Below are 19,588 nucleotides of genomic sequence, written 5' to 3'. Positions count from 1 at the left end.
CCGCTGCCGGAAAGATCGACACGCTGTCGGCAGCCTTTCATTCAGACCTGGATAGCATGATCGAACAGCACCGCCCCGATGTTTGGTTCTTTGCCCATTCCCACCGCAGAATCTGCGCGAAAGTTCATGGAGCTGAAATCCGTAATATCTCCGTCGGCTACAGGGAGCTTATCGGTGTTATTGAGACCGGTGAGTTACTTGACAGCGACTTGTTGCAAGCGGTGGGCTTTGTTGCACCAAATCTTCGCATCTCACCAAGGCTGATGGCTGAAAAGAAAGAGTTTCCTGCAACGGAGGCTGTTAGAATTAGTGATCTTTGCTATGCGAGACTAACGGTCGATGACACCTATCAGACCAGAGAGTTGAGCGACAAGCTGATCAAATTCCCAGAAGCTGCTCACCGTGTTGTTGAAATTGCCACTGACCAGTTGCGTCAAGCGATTTATGTTCAAGTGGAGCTTGGGCAAATCACGAACACCTTCGATTTGAACGACACCTCAGTGCCTGCCATTGAAGATCACGAACAGAATGAACACCGAGATGGCATTCTGCATTTGGTCCGTTTGATTATCGATTGTTTTCATGCTGCCGCTGACCTGTGCCAAGAGTGTTCTTTGTCAATCGCTCGTTCATGGCTTCAACTTCCGGGGAACATAGGTCTCCGCCTCTATTTGCATGTTGCGAGAGCAATGGAATTAATCGATCCAAATGAAGCGATTGAGACAATGTTGCACGCAAAATCCGAACAGCTTTGGAGTAGTCGGCGAGAGGTTGCTCTTTTTATTAAAGACCAATCTGCAAAGGCCGACCGAGATCTGGTTGAACAGCTGGAGGCCAGATTTTTGAATGAAGCTCCAGCAAGATTTCATGACGCGGACACTTCTTCAACCAGCGCCGACTGGCGACCACTTGCACGCGATCGAGATCTCTGGATCTATCTATACGCGCCGGGATCGATGTTCTTGTTCACGAGGCGCTGTCAGGCGACCTTGATGTCGGAAAGCGACCTGACCTGGCGGGGTATGCAGGCATCTTTGTCCGAAAAGATCAGGTCGATGCAGCGATCAGACCTGATCGCCCTGATGTGCCAACCGTCGCTGAGTTCGCACTCATAGTTGGCTTGAACAAAAACGGTTATTTAAATGCAATGGTTGAGGCTGGGTTTGTCTCAACCATCACATTATTCAACCCACAAACCCACCGGAATGGGAATCATATCCCGCCTGAATCTGCGGCTGCGTTTTATAAAAAATTCACAACCGTAAAACTTCTGTCCCAACGCCTGAACATCGACAGCCGCGCAATCTCCCGAGAATTACGCAAGGCAGGCATTGAACGCTTTCGCCCCGACGGTCATGACTTTGGTCCCGTTTTCCGATGTAAAGATGTCATGGATTTTCAGTTCAATTCTGATGCCTGATCCGTCTGGCTGACTAAGGAAGAATGGGATTAGAACGTCTCAAGAACCGTACCTAACTCAAAAATTCAGCGGGTCATTTATTTCCATGACCAGATTGTGCATCAGTTGGGTTGTCGACATCGGGCGTGACAGCGGAGCGCCTTGACCGGCCCAATACGCTCCATAACCAGGCTCTTCGCCCGCCAAGGCAGCGGCATTTAGGGCTTTGCCCGCATCGTATGTGACAGGGTAATCTGGGACTTTCTCGGCCGCAATGAGTTTGCCCCATTCGGTAAACCGATTGGCCAGACAGCGAGCGGGTCGACCTGAAATAACTCGTGTCATGGAGGTATGGTATGCGCCCGGGCCAGCAAGTGCGTTACGATAGCCGATGCTTGCGGCGCTTTCGTCACAAGCAATAAAAGCTGTGCCTAATTGTGCGGCAACCGCGCCAAGGCCCAACGCCGCGCAAATCCCTGCCCCATCCATGATTCCGCCAGCGGCTATCACTGGAACTGTCAGGTTACGTGTCAAGATACGCACCAGCGCAAAAGTACCATTCTGATCATCTCCGGTCCGATCGTCGAAACAACCCCGGTGTCCGCCAGCTTCCCACCCTTGTGCAACAACAGCGTCAATGCCTGCGGCTTCAATCTGCTTCGCTTCTTCTAGGTTTGTTGCAGTAGCAAGCAAGATAATCCCGCGCTGTTTAAGCGCCTTGATCTGTACCTCCCGAGGAAGACCGAAGTGAAAGCTGACTACTGCAGGGCGTTCGTTTAACAGCATTTCAAACATGGCGTCATTTTTCAGAAAGGACATGTAGACTTCTGTCAATTGTGCAGGAGGGGATGCGTGAAAACGGTCAAACTCTGACGCCAAAAGCGCTGACCATGCCGTTTCTTTTTCGGGGTTAGAAAGAGCCGGGCGATGGCAGAATACATTCACATTAAATGCGCGTCCGGTCAAAGCTTTGGCTTGGTGGATCATCTCGCGGGCCCCTGTGACCGAAGAAGCGCCAAGCCCCATAGATCCAAGGCCACCAGCGTTGGATACAGCCGCAGCCATTTCCGGCGTCGAAACGCCTGCCATCGGTGCCTGAATGATTGGCGACGTTAGACCAAGTTTGTCGAGGATGTCTGATTGATAGGACATAGAATTCCTTTCTCGGGGTGGACTAAAGCTCAATAGCGATATCAAACATGCGGTTCCGGCTCTCATCTCTGAACTTGAAAACATGGCCGGAAACCTCAAAGAGGTGCAGCAGTAAGCGAGGAAGAAAGAAGACAAATCCCAGCCAGTACAATGATGTGAACCACCAAGAATCCCCAACAATCGCGCCCCCTTCTCTGATCCAGAGCATTGCGAGCAAGACGGCCCCCGCCGACAACACCCCAAAAGCAACGCCGTTTGCAGACAAAACCTGGGCAGGATTTTCCCCACCCGACAGGTCCGGATGGTACTTTCTCAGTCGCCATACCAACCGGAACACATGAAGGCAGGCGATGAGACAGGCAATGCTTTGGATAAAGGCCTGGATCTGATGCGACGGGTTGACGATCTCCCATACGACACCAACCGCAAAACACAGAATGCAAATCGCACCTGCCCAATGGGCAAACACACTTACGATGCCGAAATGCAATCCTGTGTCTTTGAGTTTCACATTAGGTCTCCTCAATGAGTGAGAGGAGCATAGCTTGTAGCCGTCATCCGTTTTAGTTCAAATTCTTGATGTCAACATTCTCAACTAGAGAAGTTCAAGTTCAAAACGGTTCTCCTAATTTGAGAGCAATGTTGTTCGTGCATCATGTAGAAATGCTTCCACGGCACCGTTGCGAACCGATTTTGGATTGAGCATGGCATATGTATCGATGAAGCGTTCAGGGTCATCCAATGTGTGTATTCGCAGCAGGTTGCGAAGTTGGCTTCCATCTACAACGGACCGCGGTAGGCAGCTGACACCAACACCAGATGCAACACATCCCAATATGCCATCAAGCGTCCCCAGCTCGAATATCTCATTGGGGGCAAGACCAGACTTGCGCATCCAGCGACGAGAGTAGTCCCGGTACGAACAGCCCTGCTTGAATACGATTACGGGAAGCGATTTTAGGTCTTCCGGCGTTTCAAATTCCGTTGCCGAGATCATCACCATTTCTTCCGCAAACAGCGGATACCCCCGCAACTCTGGATGTGTGAACTTCCCCCCAATCAGCGCGATATCAATTTGATCCTGCAACAGTTTTACGATCAGCTCTTCGGTTGGCCCTGAATGAATGTGCAGCCGAAGGTTCGGTTTTTTTGCGCGCAATGACGAGAGAATACCAGGCAAGCGCACAGCAAGAGTACTCTCCATGCTGCCGATTCTGAGCATACGAACCGAACTTTCGAAGGATTCAATCGAAGCACGGGCGCGCTCTTCGGCATGAATGACCTCTTGCGCATAGGGCAGGAACGCGACGCCCGCGGACGTCAAAGTCATTCCGGTGCGACTTCGATTAAAAAGGCTGACACCCACTTCTGCCTCTAATGCCTTGATCCGGGTGGTTACGTTCGACTGAACGCAATTCAGCTCTTTCGATGCACCGCCAATGGTTCCGATTCTGGCGACGGTTGTAAAAGTATGTAACGATTTGATCTTCACAATGATCTCCATATTAGAGCGATACATTCAATTTTCATCTCTATATGGGAATATACTTACCCTGTCTAATGAAGGGATAATTTAGAAAGGATGTGGGGCATATGATGGCAGAAATTCACTTGAGAGAGACTGAATGCAATTCCACCGACGGCCACGACGCAACCTCCATGCATTGCTTAGGGCCATTGCTACAACCTTTCCCAAAGGCGGAAAGCCGACCTTAGATGCCTTCTCCACCAAGGACGGCAATGGGCAGATAGTGACATATGCAAAGTCTTGCATCCGACGCTAACCAAGCCTTCGCACAGCTTGGTTTCGCTGCATTGCAGCTTCACCGAAGCGGACATTGGTACGTTGTCGCAGCATTTCTTCGGTGCTAAGTTCTGCTATGCGGACAAAGCTGCCTTGCTAATTGGGGCCCAAAGTCAGACACTCGGCTGAGCAGATAGAGGAAGCCAACGACAATGACCGTCCCATATATAGAGTTGACGCTTGGCGAGACAGTCATAATTTTGCCATTGGGTACGTCCGTCGAAAACATTTCACTTCTTCTGTCAGCGCGACGATTTAACCAAGGCGATGACCCAGAAGTCGACGCGACATGCTTTGAGTTACCGGATGATGGGGTTGAGATTACCGCCAAAAACGGAGTGTTATCAACCGTATTTCTATATCTTGCGTCTTCTGATGATCACAAAGTTAACTTTAAAGGCAGCACTAATTTCTTAGGTCGGGATTTTTTTGAAACTCCGTCTGCCCATCAATTCGAACAATCCCTCGCACAACAAGGTTTTGCCCGTTCATCGCGTCAATACCCAAACGCTATCGACATGCTCACTGAAGAAATTCGCTTACGGTATGAAAATCGATCGGATCAACAGATGGTTTGTTTTGACGACGGCACACGCATACGAGGTAATTAGGGCTCGTTGCTGACTTGCGGCGTTGCAGCGATACGTTTTGCCCCGGCAGTGGGGGATTTGCATAGTTTTTGCCTCTGTGATTGACGGCACCCAGCCCAAAGCGGAAGTCGGTTTCTCTAAATACCCGAGGCCATATTGCACAATATTACGTACAACCAAATAACCGGAAAACTACTCTCGTTTGGTTTGATAAATGTAAGAACCGAACACTATATCCTTCTGTACAGTTGGCTTAATCCAATGCGTTCAATGGTAAACGCTTCCTATCGCCTATCCTTCTGATCGAAGGAGTTTATGCGATGCGGAATTTATCTACTGGTGTAATTATAGCTGCAATCTTTTGCGCGAAACCCGGCTTAACCGACACAACTGATACAGGGCTTTATGGAACGCCTCCGCCCGCGGATTCCGTCTTCATTCGTTGGATCGGAGATGATGCTCCCTGGTCAGAGCCAGTGTGGGGTAGTTCGCTTGCTGAACGAGACTTACCTGCGAATACTTATATTGCCATTTCGGCCGGCTTTTTCACCAATATCAGCCCAGGGGGCTATTACAGTATCATTCCAATTGAGAGCGCACAGGTGGCCATTATTTCTGAGCCGCCGAGAGAACGAGCCTCCAAAGTTCACCTGATCCTTCTCAATGCAGATGACAGTGACGCATCGGTTGTGGTTTCCGGGGGCGGCCCGGGCGTTATTGACGAGGTCGCCCCAAAGACAGCCGCGATAAGAGCCGTGAACCCAGTGACCGCCACCCTGCAGGTGGTGGCAAGTCACGGGTCAAAGGAATTCGACGTCACATTGCGGCGGGGGCAAAATATAACCTTTGTTGTCGTAGGTGACGACATCATGATGATCCCAAATACCTTTGGCCCGGTTGTTGTGGCGAAGTGAACAAAAATGGTTTTCTCATCGCCCATCTTTTTGTTCGCATTTTTGCCGCTGTTTTTAACAGCCTATTATCTTGCGCCTTTACAGCATCGATCTCTGCTTATTCTAGTTGCCAGCTACGTATTTTATGGTTGGTGGAAACTGGGGTATTTGTTGGTGGTGGTCGGCATATCTGTCATCAGCTACGTCGCAGCCAGCCTGGCTATAACCTGTCGTACACAACAAAAACGCAATTGGGCCATTGGGATCGGGATCGCGCTGGACCTTGCTGTGTTAGCCTACTTTAAATATACATATTTTGTGCTTGAGAATATGGCGCCGGCCCTGAACATCCTGGGGATTACGACATCACTTGCGATACAGATCCTCTTGCCTATCGGTATCTCGTTTCTGACGTTTCAGTCGATAAGTTACATCCTAGATGTCGCCAGAAAAGACGCCCCACCCGCGCGCAATCTGACTGATTTTCTGGCATTTACAGCGCTATTCCCCCAACTTATCGCGGGTCCGGTTCTTCGATATAAAGACCTTGCCGATCAGTTTTCAGAGCGTCAGCATAGTCTTGAAATTTTCACTGCCGGGGTTGGTCGTTTTGTGACAGGTCTTGCGATGAAACTTCTGGTGGCGGATAGCATTGCACCGATGGTCGATCGCATGTTCGCATTGTCCCATCCCACTCTGGCAGAGGCCTGGTTGGGCGCGCTGGCCTATTCAATGCAATTGTTTTTTGATTTTGCGGGTTATTCTGCAATGGCCATCGGTCTGGGTCTTATGATCGGGTTTCGCTTTGTTGAAAACTTCAACGCGCCTTATGTCAGCCAATCCATAACCGAGTTTTGGCGACGTTGGCATATTAGCCTTTCAAACTGGTTGCGTGATTACCTGTATGTGCCGCTGGGGGGGAACCGAAAAGGTACGTTCAAAACCTATCGCAATCTGATGCTGACGATGGTGCTGGGCGGTTTGTGGCATGGGGCCAACTGGACCTTTATCCTTTGGGGCGGCTGGCACGGAACCTTTCTGGCTCTGGAGCGCTGGAAAACGCAGCATGCACAGACACGCCGGGCAAGTATCTGGCCACGCTATCTCGGCTGGCCTCTTACGATGCTGGCGGTGATGCTGGGCTGGGTGATGTTTCGCGCCCCCAACGTTTCGGACGCTTTTGCCATATACGCGGGCATGATTGGAAAAAATGGCATCGCAATCAGCCCACAAACAGTGCATTTCAATCAGCCGCTCGAATTCATCATGCTGATTATTGCGTGTTTGTTCACATATGGTCACCTTGCAGAATTTCGGATGCGGGGGGCACTGTCGCATGTCACATCAGTGTTCCTGTTTGGCCTTTGCGCAATGGTGATGATGGCCCGCACATTTTCCCCATTCCTCTACTTTCAGTTTTAGGAGACGTCATAATGCATAATTTAAAAGCACCGCAGATAAGCACCACAGCGATTGCGGCATTGACGATCGGTGTTGGCGCTATGGGTTTGGCACGCACGGATCTGCGGCTATACGATCGAACGCCCTGGGCCGGGCAGTACCAACGTGCGGTTGAAAATAAGTTTACTGAAAACCTGCCTCTGCGCAGCCGGGCAATTCATGTCTGGAATGCTTTTGGATATGGCATTCTGGGGCAGACAGGCACACAAGTGGTATCCGGCAAAGATGGCTGGCTGTTCACAGCTGAAGAATTTGTGCTTCCGGAGGCATTTGATTTTGAAGCCGAACTTCTTGAGGTTTCCTATCACTTGAACCAGTACGATATTCGACTGATACCCGTAATCGTACCTGATAAATCCAGGATCTATTCTGACAAGCTTGATCATGACCGTATGATAGGTCTTGAAGCCAGATATGCGGCATTGCAAGCGATCCTTCGCAGGCACGGCTTAACGGCAATTGATTTGCGCGCGGTTCTGATAGCCGGGCGTGAGAGTGGTGAAACCTTTATGATCACCGACACCCATTGGAGCCCCCACGGCGCGAGGTTATCTGCACAGGAAATCGCGCGGAAACTTGAGATGACTGGCCGTGTTGTATTTGAAACAACCACATCCACGTCCAAACCGTTTGAGGGCGATTTGCTGACATTAATCGATACCGGCCCCTTTCGTTCGATGACGGGGCCAACAATCGAACGCATTCGCCCATCCGTAACGGTCAGTACGGCGGGTGCCAGCGCGATGTTTGGAAATGCTGAAGTCCCCGTCGCTTTGGTGGGAACCAGCTTTTCTGCACGCCAGGAATTCAATTTCCCCGGTTTTCTGCGTCAGGAACTTGGGCTTGATCTGATCAGTTATGCGGAAGAAGGCAACGGCCCGTTCAGTCCAATGCGCAGGTTCTTGGATACACTGGTAACCGCCGAAACATTTCCCGAAGTCGTCATTTGGGAAATTCCAGAACGTTACATCAATATGGAGGATATGACATGAATTCGCTTTGCTTATCTGTTGTCGCTACTGTTCTGCTCGGAACATCTGCATTGGGCGTCCCCTATTGTGATGCGCTGATGCATGAAAGCCAACTTGCAGACCGATATAAACGACTGGCACCGATATACAGCAATACGGACAACGGTTGGATTTTCACATCAGATCAACTGGATCCGGATTTTATGATGTCCACCGAAGCAGAAGGCCTTATGCGTGCGGTCATCGGTGAATTTGAGCGCCGTAATATCTTGCTGGCGATTATGGTCGCTCCCCCGCGTGCTGTCATTGCCGGCCAGGAAATCGTGAACGAAACGCTCGGTGCATCAGGTATCTACAATGTGAATGAAGCAGCCGTGTCATTTGAAAAATTCCTCGAACAAATGCGATCAGCCGGGGCTGTGGTGCCCAATTCGTTGCGGGTCGCACTGGCTGATCCCGCGACAGAATATTACTTTCGCCGTGATACACATTGGACCAACACGGGTGCAGCACGAAGTGCCCTGGCGCTCGCTGAAGCTCTGAATGTCGCCCCGGGCTTTGACCTGTCCGATATGCCGAACAATGGCGTGTTTGATGAACGCGGCTCGCTCAGCGATATTGTGGATGCCACATGCGGGCATCGTGGTGATGCTGAAGCAACATACCAATTTGATTACTCAGTTGTGCGTGAGGAAAATAGCCCTGGCCTGTTGGATGAAGCCAGTGATGTACCCGAGGCAATGCTTTTTGGTACCAGTTTCAGTGACCGCTATAAACGTGACCAATACCAGGTTGCGGATGCGATATCGTCGGCTTTGGGTCGGGACGTCATCAACGCGTCTGTGTCTGGTGGCGGGTTGATTGGCCCACTTGAAGCATTTGCCCTGTCCGGCGGATTTGGCAATAACGCACCCGAGTTGGTGATCTGGGAGTTTCCTTACACCGAAGTACCTCAAGCCAGTGCTCTGCGCCAATTGCTTGGCGTGTTACGCGCATCTGGCAGTGAGATCATCACGAGCCAGTTCCGCATGATTACTGACGGCGAGGCGTCTTTTCAATTGCCGTTAGAAACCCGCGAGGCTGAGCTACTCCATGTCCGTCTGAACACGTTGAGTGTCCGGTGGATTAAGGTGGATCTGACATTTCCAAACGGCCGAATGAAAACCATCCAATTACGACGTAAGCGTTCTATGGCGGCACATGGTCAATTTGCCGACTGGTGGGTCGATATAGGGATGCTCGGAACGGCGCGTCCGGAAAGCATCAGATTGCGTTTCGATCGCCAAGAAGACTTAACCGACGGGGAGATCAGATTGCTGAGCTTTGCAGGCCACTAATCTCCAGTGGATTCTAAGCTGGCATGGCATCACTCAGCTTATTCTGTTGAAAAACTCTTGTTGATTTAGTTACGCCTGACTGCTTCAATTTCCTTATTGAGATAGGAGATTGTTTGGATGTTGGGACCAAGGCAAGAAACGCAAAGCGCCCTGTTTCGATGACTGGCAATGGTTTGTATCACAAACCATGAGAGGGAATGACTTCTCTATCGAGGATCATGTTCCTGTTGATCATGTCTTGCGGGCAATTGACGGGATCATCGATCTATCTGGGGTGCGTGGGCATCTGGCGCAGTTCTATAGCTCAACTGGGCGTCCCTCGATTGATCCTGAACTGATGATGCGCATGTTGCTGGTTGGCTATATCATGGGTATTCGTTCTGAACGGCGCTTGTGTGATGAAGTCCATCTCAACTTGGCATATCGCTGGTTTTGTAAGTTGGATTTGGCGGACACAATTCCGGATCACTCGACCTTTTCCAAGAATAGGCATGGCCGGTTCCGTGACAGTGATCTCCTGCGGCATGTGTTCGAAAACGTTGTCGCGCAATGCATCGGTGCAGGTCTCGCAAGCGGTCAGAGATACGCAGCGGACGCAAGCATCATTGCCGCTAATGCCAATCGTCAAAAATCTATGCCAAAGGCAGATTGGGATCCTGAGGGAATTGACCCAGAGGATGCACCACGCGCTGTTCGCGAATAAACAAAGATGAGACAATCCGTTACAAGGCAAGCCAATTCGACTGCGACATTTGCCCTCTCAAACAGCGATGCTGTCCCAGGGAGCCACAGCGGAAAGTTACACGCTCCATTTATGAACCATCTCGGGATGTCGCCCGCGCGCCCTGTCGCAACCGCAGCAATATGCCATCTCATGCCGACTGCGCAAAAAGGTCGAAATGTCGTTCGCCCACCTGAAACGCATTCACGGCTTAGAGCGGCTTCGATTGCGCGGCCCCTCTCGGGATCATGGCTTTGCCATAACCCTGCCGGCAACGCATGTGGCGCACATGATGAATTTATTCTCGCCGCAACCGCCCAGAACCTCAAAAAGTTAGCCAAGCTGGCACCAAACGCGAGGCAGGCCAGAGCCGTCCTGTGAAATAGAGGCGGAAGCCATTCATCCTGTGAAGCCGTCCCGCGAAAAACCCGAGTTTTTCAACAGAATAGGCCCTAAGTGGTCATTAAATTAACCTTTTGGTAACGGCTTTCACTACTATCTTTTCTTGTCACAGGAGGTGATTTGTTACCGTCCGTGGTCGGCATTATCTACTGTTGTGTTTTGGGTCCGCAGCGTATTGAAACACTCAATCAAACCTTCAGTGTTTTTACATGCTTCGATCTCTTGCAATACGTGGTGCAGCTTCGTTTCCCCCAGGATCGCGGCGCTTCCGGCAAGCTTATGTGCGCATTGTTTTATTTCTGGTGTCAGTAAAGGGGATTGATCAAAATCACGCAGTAATTTTGTAACACCTTGTTTTAACTCAAGTACAGATTGATCATATTTGACCGACCCAAATCTCCTGATGAAGACATGAACCTGATCGTCGATGTTTGCTGGGGGAACCGTATCCGACTTAAGCCCAAGAACCATCGCAAGCCGCTTCTGCAACCCGGGCACGTCAACCGGTTTCAACAAAAGATCCGAAAAGTCGGCCTTTAAAATAACGTCATGATCACTTGGTGAGACATGTGCTGTCACCCCAATGGCAGGTAAATCACGCCATGCCACATCCAACTGTCGGAGACGATCTAGCGTTTCTATGCCATCAATTCCGGGCATGCTGATATCCAGAAATACAACGTCAAAATAACCCGCTGCCACTTGTCTGATTGCCTCATATCCATCTGCCGCCTCAGCGACATCAAATTTCATATCCTGTAAGATATCCACCAGGATAAGACGGTTGATTTCATTGTCATCAACAATGAGGGCACGCAGCCCATCCGCATTTACTGCAGGGCTGTTGTTTTGCTGAGGTCGCTGAAGATTTCCGATCGGGCTTGCCGATAGCAATGTCAATCGCACTGTAAACATGCTGCCTTCACCAAGCACGCTGTCGACAGAGATTTCACCGCCCATCGCTTCGACCAGGCGCCTGGTGATCGCCAGGCCCAAACCTGTTCCGGTATTTTCCCGTGCATATGTGGCATCAAGTGTGACAAATTCTTCAAAAACGCGCGTCAGGTTTTCAGGGGAAATACCCGCACCGTTATCTGAAACCCGGATCTCAAAAACATCATCCTGAGACAATTTTTCGACCTCAATAGTAACCGTGCCGTTCTTCGTAAACTTGATTGCGTTGCCCACAAGATTTACCAGACATTGCTGCAAAGCAGATTTATGCCCTTGTACCGTATGCAAATTGGGGGTGAGGAAATTGATCTGCAAGCTGTTTTCATTTTGCGCCGCACTGGCAAGCAAACTGTCAACAACGTTTTGAACAACTCCCTCTAAGTCAAACAATGCTTGTTCAGGTAGAGCGTTGCCAGCTGTCAGACTGGACAGATCAAGGACGTCGTTCACATGCGACAACAGCAATTCTCCGGATACCGCAATCGAATTGAGGTGACGTTTTTGCCGCGCGTCCATCGCTGTTTGGTCAATCAACTCAAGAGAGCCAAGAATGCCATGCAGGGGGGTACGCATCTCATGGCTCATCACGGTTAACAGTTCGGATTTCGCCTTCTCGCCGGCCAGGGCTTTATCGCGTGCATTACGCAATTCATCCTCAGCTTTTAGTTCCTGTGTAATATCGCGCAGATAGGATACAAACACGCGCACACCACCCGCTTCGGCCAGCGAAATTGACAGTTCAACAGGGAAAATCTCGCCCGATTTACGCATGGCTTCCAGGCGTACCCGCCCGGCACCAATGACCTTCATTTCTCCCGTATCAAGAAATCTTTGCATCCCCCGATGATGCATGTCACGCAAGTGTTCTGGCACGATTAGCTCGGCCATCTCTTCACCAATTACCTCATCGCGAGAATATCCAAAAATGGCTTCGGCTGATCCGTTGAACTCAATTACTTTTCCATGAACATCAACAACAAGGACGGCGTTCAGAGAAGAGCTGACCACCGCTTCAAAACGTGATCGCATGATGCGGTTTTCATTCAAGATGTGTTCGCGTGCCCTGAGTAGCTTTTGCAAAATGACGAAGCCAACCCCCAGGACCAGGACCAGCGATAAGCTTGCCACTGCCAGACGGATCAGTGTGCTGGTAAGCTTATCACGGCGTGCGGATGCCTGGTTTACCGAATGTTCAAGCCCAATGAGAGCGAGTTGTCTGAGCATCGGACGCAATACCTCAATCTGGGTTTGGATCAGGGGAAGTCTTGCGCGCAGGTTGTCATCAGGCCCATCTACCACCGGTGTCACCGTTGTCAGAAATGCGCGCGCTGAGGTGAATAAACCCTGTGCGCGACTGTCGCCTTCCAGAGAACGATAGAATGCGCTTTGGGACAGTGTCGACATTCGGCTGTAAAAAATATCATACCGCTGCCTGAAAGATGAAAAATCAGATTCCGGGCCACTCATGGCTGCATATGCAGCATTCTGCATGCGTAAAAGTTCGATTTCCACCTGAGCAACGTTCCAACTTATGTCGTCGCTTTCTGCACGTGAAAGGGATTCCAGATCTGCAACAACTGTGCGTCCCAGCGGGGCGATAAAGGCAACGCTGATCACAATCATGCAAGCCACAAAAAACATGCGCCATCGGCTAATGATGTGGGGGGGGAGTGTTTTAGAAATATTTATCCCCTTAATCTTCGATTACGATACGATCCAGTTGCCAGATACTGCGCGAATAATATTCTTCCGATCTGTATATTTCGTTATCGTCAAACGGATATATAATCCACAGCGGCCCGCGATCGCGGACGGATAAGGGCGCATCGTTCCGTTGATAGGCAATGATTGGCCCGTCCTCAATTGCGTCAGTCGTTGGGATTTTAACGGCATAGTCATTCAATGCAACCGCAAGAATTGTTCCGCCTTCAACACCAACATGATCCAACAACACCGCCAATGAGACCCCTTCAAAAACCTGCGGTCCGTCGGTCCAGATTGTTGTTGTCCGGATCATTGAGGTGGGAAGCGCTTCTAAAGCTGCTCTGTCGAACTCCCACAGATTACTATCTGTTGATGTCGTAACTTTGCCGGAAACGGTCAGAATAACATCACCCGCGAATGCCACATTTGCGGCAGAAATGGCGAGTATCGTACTTATGACGCGGAAAATACGGTTCATGATTGGGCAACCTCCCCTGTCTATAATCTCATTTGATCAGGTAAGGTTAGTCTGGTTTGAAAATTCAGGATGGGTGCAAAGGGTCAGGGACCTATCCTTTCGTATGTACTGTATACCGAAAAGGAAGATCAAACCTGCCCTGAATAACGACCCGGACGGATGGAGAACGTGCAAAGCTAGGATAACCGCAACCCTAAAGGATATAATGGCGATGCCATATTTATTAAAAAGGATATTTTCCAATGCGTATTTTAATCGCTGATGATCACGAGATGGTGCGGGATTCGATTTCTGCCTACCTTGAAACCGAAGGTCGGGCGGCGGTTATCACCGCACCGGATTATATGAGTTCGATGAAAGTTTTGACCAATAAAGGCCCGTTTGATTTGGTTTTATTGGACTTTAACATGCCAGGCATGAATGGTTTGGATGGCTTGAAAGACGCGATCAAGCAACATCCCGGGCAATCCTTTGCAATTCTCAGTGGAACCGCGCCCAACCGGATTGCACAAGATGCATTAGAAGCAGGTGCCGTCGGATACATCCCCAAAACCATGGGGGCCAAGTCGCTTATGAATGCAGTGCGGTTCATGGTTGCCGGGGAAACTTACGTACCCCACAACGTTATGGCGGATATAGGTGAAACAGCGGAAACCGAATTCACAAAACAACTTAGCCAGCGGGAACGTCAGGTATTGCGTGGTTTGTGTCAGGGTCATTCCAACAAAGAAATAGCGCGTGATCTGAATTTGCAGGAAGTCACGATCAAGCTTCACGTTCGCACCCTATGCAAAAAACTAAACGCTAAAAACCGAACACAAGCGGCGCTGATCGCAAAAGATGCTGAATTTGAGTAGGCCCTCTCGCCAGGGGAATTTGCAATTTAACCACACCAATGAGGAAACGACAGGAAGGGAATAGCTGTGCAAGTTCGACACGAACGCCCCATGTCAGAGCTTTCCTATCAAGTCTCTGCCCCGCTTAAGCTTACGCTTGAGGCAGGTCAGATCGTGACAATAAAACATTGGTCCCTTGACCGGATAGATTACCCGGAAGCGGTAGATATCCTGCCAAAGTCAGGCCTGCTCAGCATCCCTTTTCAAGGTGTGGATATTCAGTTTTTCGTCGAGTTTGAAACCGACACACAGGACACATACCTGAAATTCAAAAACCTGACGGGTCGACAACGTGAAACATTAGCAATTTTTTACCGCTCAATTTTATCAGGAAAAATGGTAAGCACAGGTGATATGATCACCAGCCTTGATACGCCCGTTGATCTGGTGCCAATGGGGGAAACTGATGATGAAAAAGCCAGCGACACCGCACGGGCCTCCCCCCAGTTTCTGCGCGTAATCTGGAATGTCGCCTTTTATCTTATACTCAGCGTGGTGGTTTTTGGGCTGATAGGTCAACAAATCTGGACCCGCATATCACAGGTTTCTCTGATGCATGCCCGTGTTGTGGCCCCTCTGGTTGAACACAGAAACACGGACGCGGCCTATGTGGATGAAATCCTTGTGGCCATCGGGGATGAAGTTCAGCGTGGCCAGACACTGATCCGGCTGAACCTGCCTGAACATGATGCTAAGCTGACAGATATTCGCGGCAGAATAAGCGCTGCAGAAACGCGTCTGCAGGCATTGGAGAACACACGTCAGGTGCATCTGAACACCGGAGACCCAACACGTCGCGTCCTTTTGCAGGCCTACAATCAGACAGTCGCATCACTTAACGACCGGAACTTCTTTTCGGGTCGGGATCTTGATGACGTCATCAATGCCTGGCATGACCTTCGTGACTTTGATGACCTTGCCCGCCTCGCAAAAGGGCCTTTTTATGATATTCTGCGCGGGCTCGACGTCGAAATTCAGGCTCAAAACGATGCGCTTGGGCGTTTAAAGCGTGAACTTGGAAATCACAAAGATGCAATGGATGCAGTCGATATTGTGGCAACCACCGCAGGTACAATTCTGCAGATTGACGTATTTGAAGATCAATATATCGCGCGCGGCATGCTGGCGATCACGATTGAGGAAAACCGTCCACGTATGGTCCGGGCATGGCTGAGTGAAGAGATGTCGCAGACCGTTCATATTGGGATGCAATCTCGCATTCGGTTTTCAGAAGCAGGGCAAACGCGATCTGTCATGGGGACGATTTCCGATATTCAGGCCAGTATCGATCCCGATATATCTGATGACTTTGGGATCATTGTATCTGTCGCTTTTAATGATATGAATGTGACACAAACCCGTCACACGTTCCGCACCAATGCCCCGGTAACCTTAAGTGCGTCGAAAGATTGGGCAGATTTTGGGTCCTTGATTGGCCTGGAGCGCTAAGTCATGTCATGCCCTGAAACAGAATATGGCTTTGACAAAGATCTGACCGTAAGACTGCGCGCGTTTTCAAAGCCAGCGGTAAAGGGCTTCCGGAAATGGAGTTTGCTACAGCTGTTCATTCTGGGCTGCATGATCCTTGTTATAGCCTGGTTGCTGACAGGCGTGTCCAATCGGTTTTTCCAACCTGACTTAATGCATATCACGATTACCCTGGGTACGCTTGGCATATGGCGCTTTGGATGGTGGTTTAATCATGCGGTCCGCGCTGAAATCTATCAGCGTTCAAAATGGCCCGCCATGCGCGCGGGTGCATCGCAGCTTTGGGAAAGTGGCTGGCGCCCCCCCCATCTGCACATTCAGATGACCACCTATTTTGAAGAGCCTGCCATTACAAAACGTGTGATCGGGTCCATTTTGGCACAAATTAAACGCGAAGGTATTCCGACGACGCTCTATATAGGAACGGGGTCCGCCTATGATGAAATGATCATCCGTGAATTTGTCGAAACCCACGCCGCAGATATCACTGGTGATCTCGCGCAGCTTGTTTTCGTGCGCCAGAACCAGCCGGGAAAACGCATGGCGATTGGTTTGATTTTACGTGCAATCAATCGGGCGGGCGCGCAAGCTGATGATCTGGTGATTTTCATGGACGGAGACGCGCTTTACGGTACGGATGTGCTGGAAAAGACCATGCCGATGTTTGGTGTGGATCCAGATCTTCAGGCCCTCACCACCAATGAAGAGGTCATTTGTTACGGCCCGGCCTGGATCCAAAGCTGGTTGAATATGCGGTTTGCCCAGCGACGTTTGGCGATGCAAAGTCATGCACTGTCTGACAAAGTCTTGACCCTAACCGGCCGCATGTCGATGTTTCGTGCCAAACACATCATGTCCGAGAGGTTCATTCGCACAATTGAGGCAGACCACCTGGATCACTGGCTTTGGGGAAGGTTTCGGTTTCTGTCGGGGGACGACAAATCGACCTGGTATTACATGCTGACCTGTGGCGCAAAGATGACTTATGTGCCGGATGCTACTGTTTATACGATCGAGGTGATCAAAGAGAATGGTTTCGAACGCATGGTGCAGAATTTTCGCCGCTGGTCAGGCAATATGCTGCGCAATGGACGCCGTGCGATTGCCCTTGGGCCACGACAGGTAAACCCTTTTATCTGGTGGTGTATTGTTGATCAACGTATCGCCATGTGGACCATGTTGGTCAGTCCTATTCTTGCCATTTTAGGGTCATTCATAGACCCCGTATATTTCTGGAGTTGCCTGATCTGGGTGATCGCCAGCCGCATTTTGCTGTGCCTGTTCTTGTTCCGATATAGTCGCACCATCGATCTGAGCTGGCCTTTCATTCTGTATATCAATCAAGTGACCAATGCGGCTGTGAAAGTATATATGATCTTTCACCTCAGCAAACAAAACTGGTCAAACCGGGGCAATCAATCAACCGAACGCGGGATAAGCCTCCAGGCGTCTCTGCAAAATGGCATGGCGAAATTTCAATTACTCACAACAGCTTGCGGGTTTGTTTTGGGCCTTGCGATCTACATTGGTCTGGTGCCCTCACCTTTTTAACCCCTATCCTTTAGGCGTATGACTACGCCATTTCCCCTGTCAGATCACCTTTGGCACAGCAGATCATCAATCCTCCTCTTTCTACACTGATCCTGTGAGAAACAGTATTTTAAACGGAGATGTACAGATGATTATTCCCGTCATTCTTGCCGGTGGCACCGGTACCCGCCTTTGGCCCTTGTCCCGTAAGGCCTACCCGAAACAATTCACCGAATTGGTTGGCGAGGAAAGCTTGTTTCAGGCCACAGCACAGCGTCTTTCTGGCCCTGAATTTGAGGCCCCGACAATTCTGACGAATAGTGATTTTCGCTTTATCGCCGCGGAACAGCTGGATGATATTGGCGTGGCGCCTGGTTCGATCATGATTGAACCGACTGGTCGCAACACAGCCCCTGCAATCCTTGCCGCCGCTTTGGCGCATGAAGACACACCTGACGCCGTATTACTGGTGGCGCCTTCAGATCATGTCGTAGTGAACCAGCACGCCTTTTTGGCCGCAATTAAAGCTGGAGAAAAATCCGCTTCAGAGGGCAAGCTCGTGACGTTTGGCATTCGCCCTGTGCGTGCTGAAACCGGTTATGGGTACCTGGGGCTTGCCAAGCCATTGGAAGGTTTTACTCCTGAACCTGTTGAGTTGCGTTCTTTTATCGAGAAGCCACAAATTGATGTGGCAGAAACCATGCTTGCCAGCGGGCGGCACCTTTGGAATTCCGGAATATTTATGTTCCGCGTCGACGCAATCATTGACGCTTTTGAGAAGCTATCCCCCGCTTTGTTGATGCCTTGCCGCGCAGCTGTTGCCATGGCCAAAGAAGACCTGTGCTTTACACGTCTCGGCCCGGATGCCTGGGCGCGGTGTGAAGATATATCCATTGATTATGCAGTGATGGAAGCGGCTGAATCGCTTACGGTAATCCCATTGGATTGCGGTTGGTCGGATCTTGGGAGCTGGAAATCTGTGATGACAGACAGCCCCAGCGATCGTGATGGAAATGTATTAAGCGCCAACACGACAGCACTGAACTGTTCGGATACGCAACTGCGATCTGTTGATACGAATATAGAACTCGTTGGCATCGGTCTGGAGGGGATCACTGCAATTGCGACCCGGGATGCTGTCCTTGTGGCGCGTACCGAGGACAGTGAACAGGTAAAAGAGGCCTTGCAGGCCCTGAAAGAAAAAGAGGCCCCCCAAGCCGATGAATTTGATCGTTGCTATCGTCCCTGGGGCTATTACGAAACTTTGAGCCTCAGCGCACGATTTCAGGTGAAGCGCATTATGGTCAAGCCAGGGGCAGCCCTTAGCCTGCAAAGCCATGTCCACCGTGCCGAACACTGGGTGGTGGTGAAAGGATCTGCCAATGTGACTGTAGATGAAAGCATCACTCTCATGACGGAAAATCAGTCGGTTTACATCCCCCTGGGGGCAATACACCGTCTGGAAAATCCAGGAAAAGTGGATCTGCATTTGATCGAAGTTCAGACCGGATCGTACCTCGGGGAAGACGATTTAATCCGTTATGAAGATGTATATGCCCGCATTGAGGAACATGTGGCTTAGATCGAGCACTATATTGCCTGACGCGCCCCTCAGCTTACTTGTCAGGTAATTCCCGCAAGCGTTCTGTACCGCTTGCGGGATTTTTGTTTTGGCCAGGGATATCTTTAATTCACGCCCGTCATATCGAAAGTATAGCACAGTAAAACTTTTGCTTCTTTCCATATTCTTTTCCCAAAAGTTCATTTTAAAACAGCAGGTTATTCTTTCTTAAATCAATCATTATTTG

At 50.1% G+C, this 19,588-nt stretch carries 15 protein-coding genes and 2 pseudogenes; 12 read left to right on the top strand and 5 right to left on the bottom strand.

Annotation, left to right across the window (positions count from 1 at the left end; genetic code table 11):
* Together H1D41_RS12900 and H1D41_RS12895 are read left to right on the top strand one after the other, a co-directional pair.
* A pseudogene (locus H1D41_RS12900) lies at positions 1-1,115 on the top strand (hypothetical protein); the annotation flags it as partial.
* Complete coding sequence (locus H1D41_RS12895; RefSeq protein WP_228849295.1) at positions 1,085-1,420, top strand: hypothetical protein; 336 nt, start codon at positions 1,085-1,087, stop codon at positions 1,418-1,420. The pseudogene H1D41_RS12900 and the gene H1D41_RS12895, both read left to right, overlap by 31 nt.
* 57 nt (positions 1,421-1,477) lie before the next feature.
* Here H1D41_RS12895 and H1D41_RS12890 read toward each other — a convergent pair whose 3' ends face one another.
* The 3 genes from H1D41_RS12890 to H1D41_RS12880 all read right to left on the bottom strand — a co-directional run bounded on the left by H1D41_RS12890 (position 1,478) and on the right by H1D41_RS12880 (position 4,070).
* Complete coding sequence (locus H1D41_RS12890; protein ID WP_228849294.1) at positions 1,478-2,551, bottom strand: NAD(P)H-dependent flavin oxidoreductase; 1,074 nt, start codon at positions 2,549-2,551, stop codon at positions 1,478-1,480.
* Positions 2,552-2,573: 22 nt separating this feature from the next.
* Positions 2,574-3,062, bottom strand: a complete 489-nt coding sequence (locus tag H1D41_RS12885; protein WP_228849293.1) for a hypothetical protein — start codon at positions 3,060-3,062, stop codon at positions 2,574-2,576.
* Between the two features lie 114 nt (positions 3,063-3,176).
* Positions 3,177-4,070 carry a LysR family transcriptional regulator gene (locus tag H1D41_RS12880; protein ID WP_228849292.1) on the bottom strand — a complete coding sequence of 298 codons (894 nt, stop codon included), beginning with the start codon at positions 4,068-4,070 and terminating at the stop codon, positions 3,177-3,179.
* Positions 4,071-4,507: 437 nt separating this feature from the next.
* Here H1D41_RS12880 and H1D41_RS12875 point away from each other — a divergent pair, with 437 nt between their 5' ends.
* The 6 genes and pseudogenes from H1D41_RS12875 to H1D41_RS12850 all read left to right on the top strand — a co-directional run bounded on the left by H1D41_RS12875 (position 4,508) and on the right by H1D41_RS12850 (position 10,709).
* Positions 4,508-4,966 (top strand): hypothetical protein, encoded by a 459-nt coding sequence (locus H1D41_RS12875; RefSeq protein WP_228849291.1) that lies wholly within the window; start codon positions 4,508-4,510, stop codon positions 4,964-4,966.
* 299 nt (positions 4,967-5,265) lie between these two features.
* The gene (locus tag H1D41_RS12870) at positions 5,266-5,859 is read left to right on the top strand and encodes an alginate O-acetyltransferase AlgF (RefSeq protein ID WP_228849290.1); all 594 of its coding nucleotides are present in this window, start codon (positions 5,266-5,268) and stop codon (positions 5,857-5,859) included.
* A gap of 6 nt (positions 5,860-5,865) precedes the next feature.
* A complete protein-coding gene (locus H1D41_RS12865) occupies positions 5,866-7,260 on the top strand; it encodes an MBOAT family O-acyltransferase (protein ID WP_228849289.1) in 1,395 nt (464 codons plus the stop codon).
* Positions 7,203-8,291: an alginate O-acetyltransferase AlgX-related protein gene (locus H1D41_RS12860; RefSeq protein WP_228849288.1), complete on the top strand. Its 1,089-nt coding sequence runs from the start codon at positions 7,203-7,205 to the stop codon at positions 8,289-8,291. The genes H1D41_RS12865 and H1D41_RS12860 overlap by 58 nt, the downstream gene beginning before the upstream one ends.
* On the top strand, positions 8,288-9,607 hold the full coding sequence (locus H1D41_RS12855) for an alginate O-acetyltransferase AlgX-related protein (RefSeq protein WP_228849287.1): 1,320 nt from the start codon (positions 8,288-8,290) through the stop codon (positions 9,605-9,607). The genes H1D41_RS12860 and H1D41_RS12855 overlap by 4 nt, the downstream gene beginning before the upstream one ends.
* 117 nt (positions 9,608-9,724) lie before the next feature.
* A pseudogene (locus H1D41_RS12850) lies at positions 9,725-10,709 on the top strand (transposase).
* A 144-nt stretch (positions 10,710-10,853) separates the two neighbouring features.
* Here H1D41_RS12850 and H1D41_RS12845 read toward each other — a convergent pair.
* Positions 10,854-13,325: a hybrid sensor histidine kinase/response regulator gene (locus H1D41_RS12845; RefSeq protein WP_228849286.1), complete on the bottom strand. Its 2,472-nt coding sequence runs from the start codon at positions 13,323-13,325 to the stop codon at positions 10,854-10,856.
* A gap of 52 nt (positions 13,326-13,377) precedes the next feature.
* On the bottom strand, positions 13,378-13,866 hold the full coding sequence (locus H1D41_RS12840; protein ID WP_228849285.1) for a molybdopterin-dependent oxidoreductase: 489 nt from the start codon (positions 13,864-13,866) through the stop codon (positions 13,378-13,380).
* A 242-nt stretch (positions 13,867-14,108) separates the two neighbouring features.
* Between H1D41_RS12840 and H1D41_RS12835 the strand changes: the two genes are divergently transcribed.
* The 4 genes from H1D41_RS12835 (at position 14,109) to H1D41_RS12820 (ending at position 19,362) form a co-directional block, all read left to right on the top strand.
* Positions 14,109-14,723 (top strand): response regulator transcription factor, encoded by a 615-nt coding sequence (locus H1D41_RS12835; RefSeq protein WP_228849284.1) that lies wholly within the window; start codon positions 14,109-14,111, stop codon positions 14,721-14,723.
* Between the two features lie 66 nt (positions 14,724-14,789).
* Complete coding sequence (locus H1D41_RS18415; RefSeq protein WP_228849283.1) at positions 14,790-16,211, top strand: HlyD family secretion protein; 1,422 nt, start codon at positions 14,790-14,792, stop codon at positions 16,209-16,211.
* A 3-nt stretch (positions 16,212-16,214) separates the two neighbouring features.
* On the top strand, positions 16,215-17,801 hold the full coding sequence (locus tag H1D41_RS12825) for a glycosyltransferase (protein ID WP_228849282.1): 1,587 nt from the start codon (positions 16,215-16,217) through the stop codon (positions 17,799-17,801).
* 127 nt (positions 17,802-17,928) lie between these two features.
* Positions 17,929-19,362 (top strand): mannose-1-phosphate guanylyltransferase/mannose-6-phosphate isomerase, encoded by a 1,434-nt coding sequence (locus H1D41_RS12820; protein WP_228849281.1) that lies wholly within the window; start codon positions 17,929-17,931, stop codon positions 19,360-19,362.
* Positions 19,363-19,588: the final 226 nt, after the last annotated feature.

Source organism: Halocynthiibacter styelae, from assembly GCF_016123485.1.
Classification (GTDB): Bacteria; Pseudomonadota; Alphaproteobacteria; order Rhodobacterales; family Rhodobacteraceae; genus Halocynthiibacter; species Halocynthiibacter styelae.
Note: the sequence above shows the minus strand (reverse complement) of the source record. Positions and strands in the feature narration are given on the sequence as shown.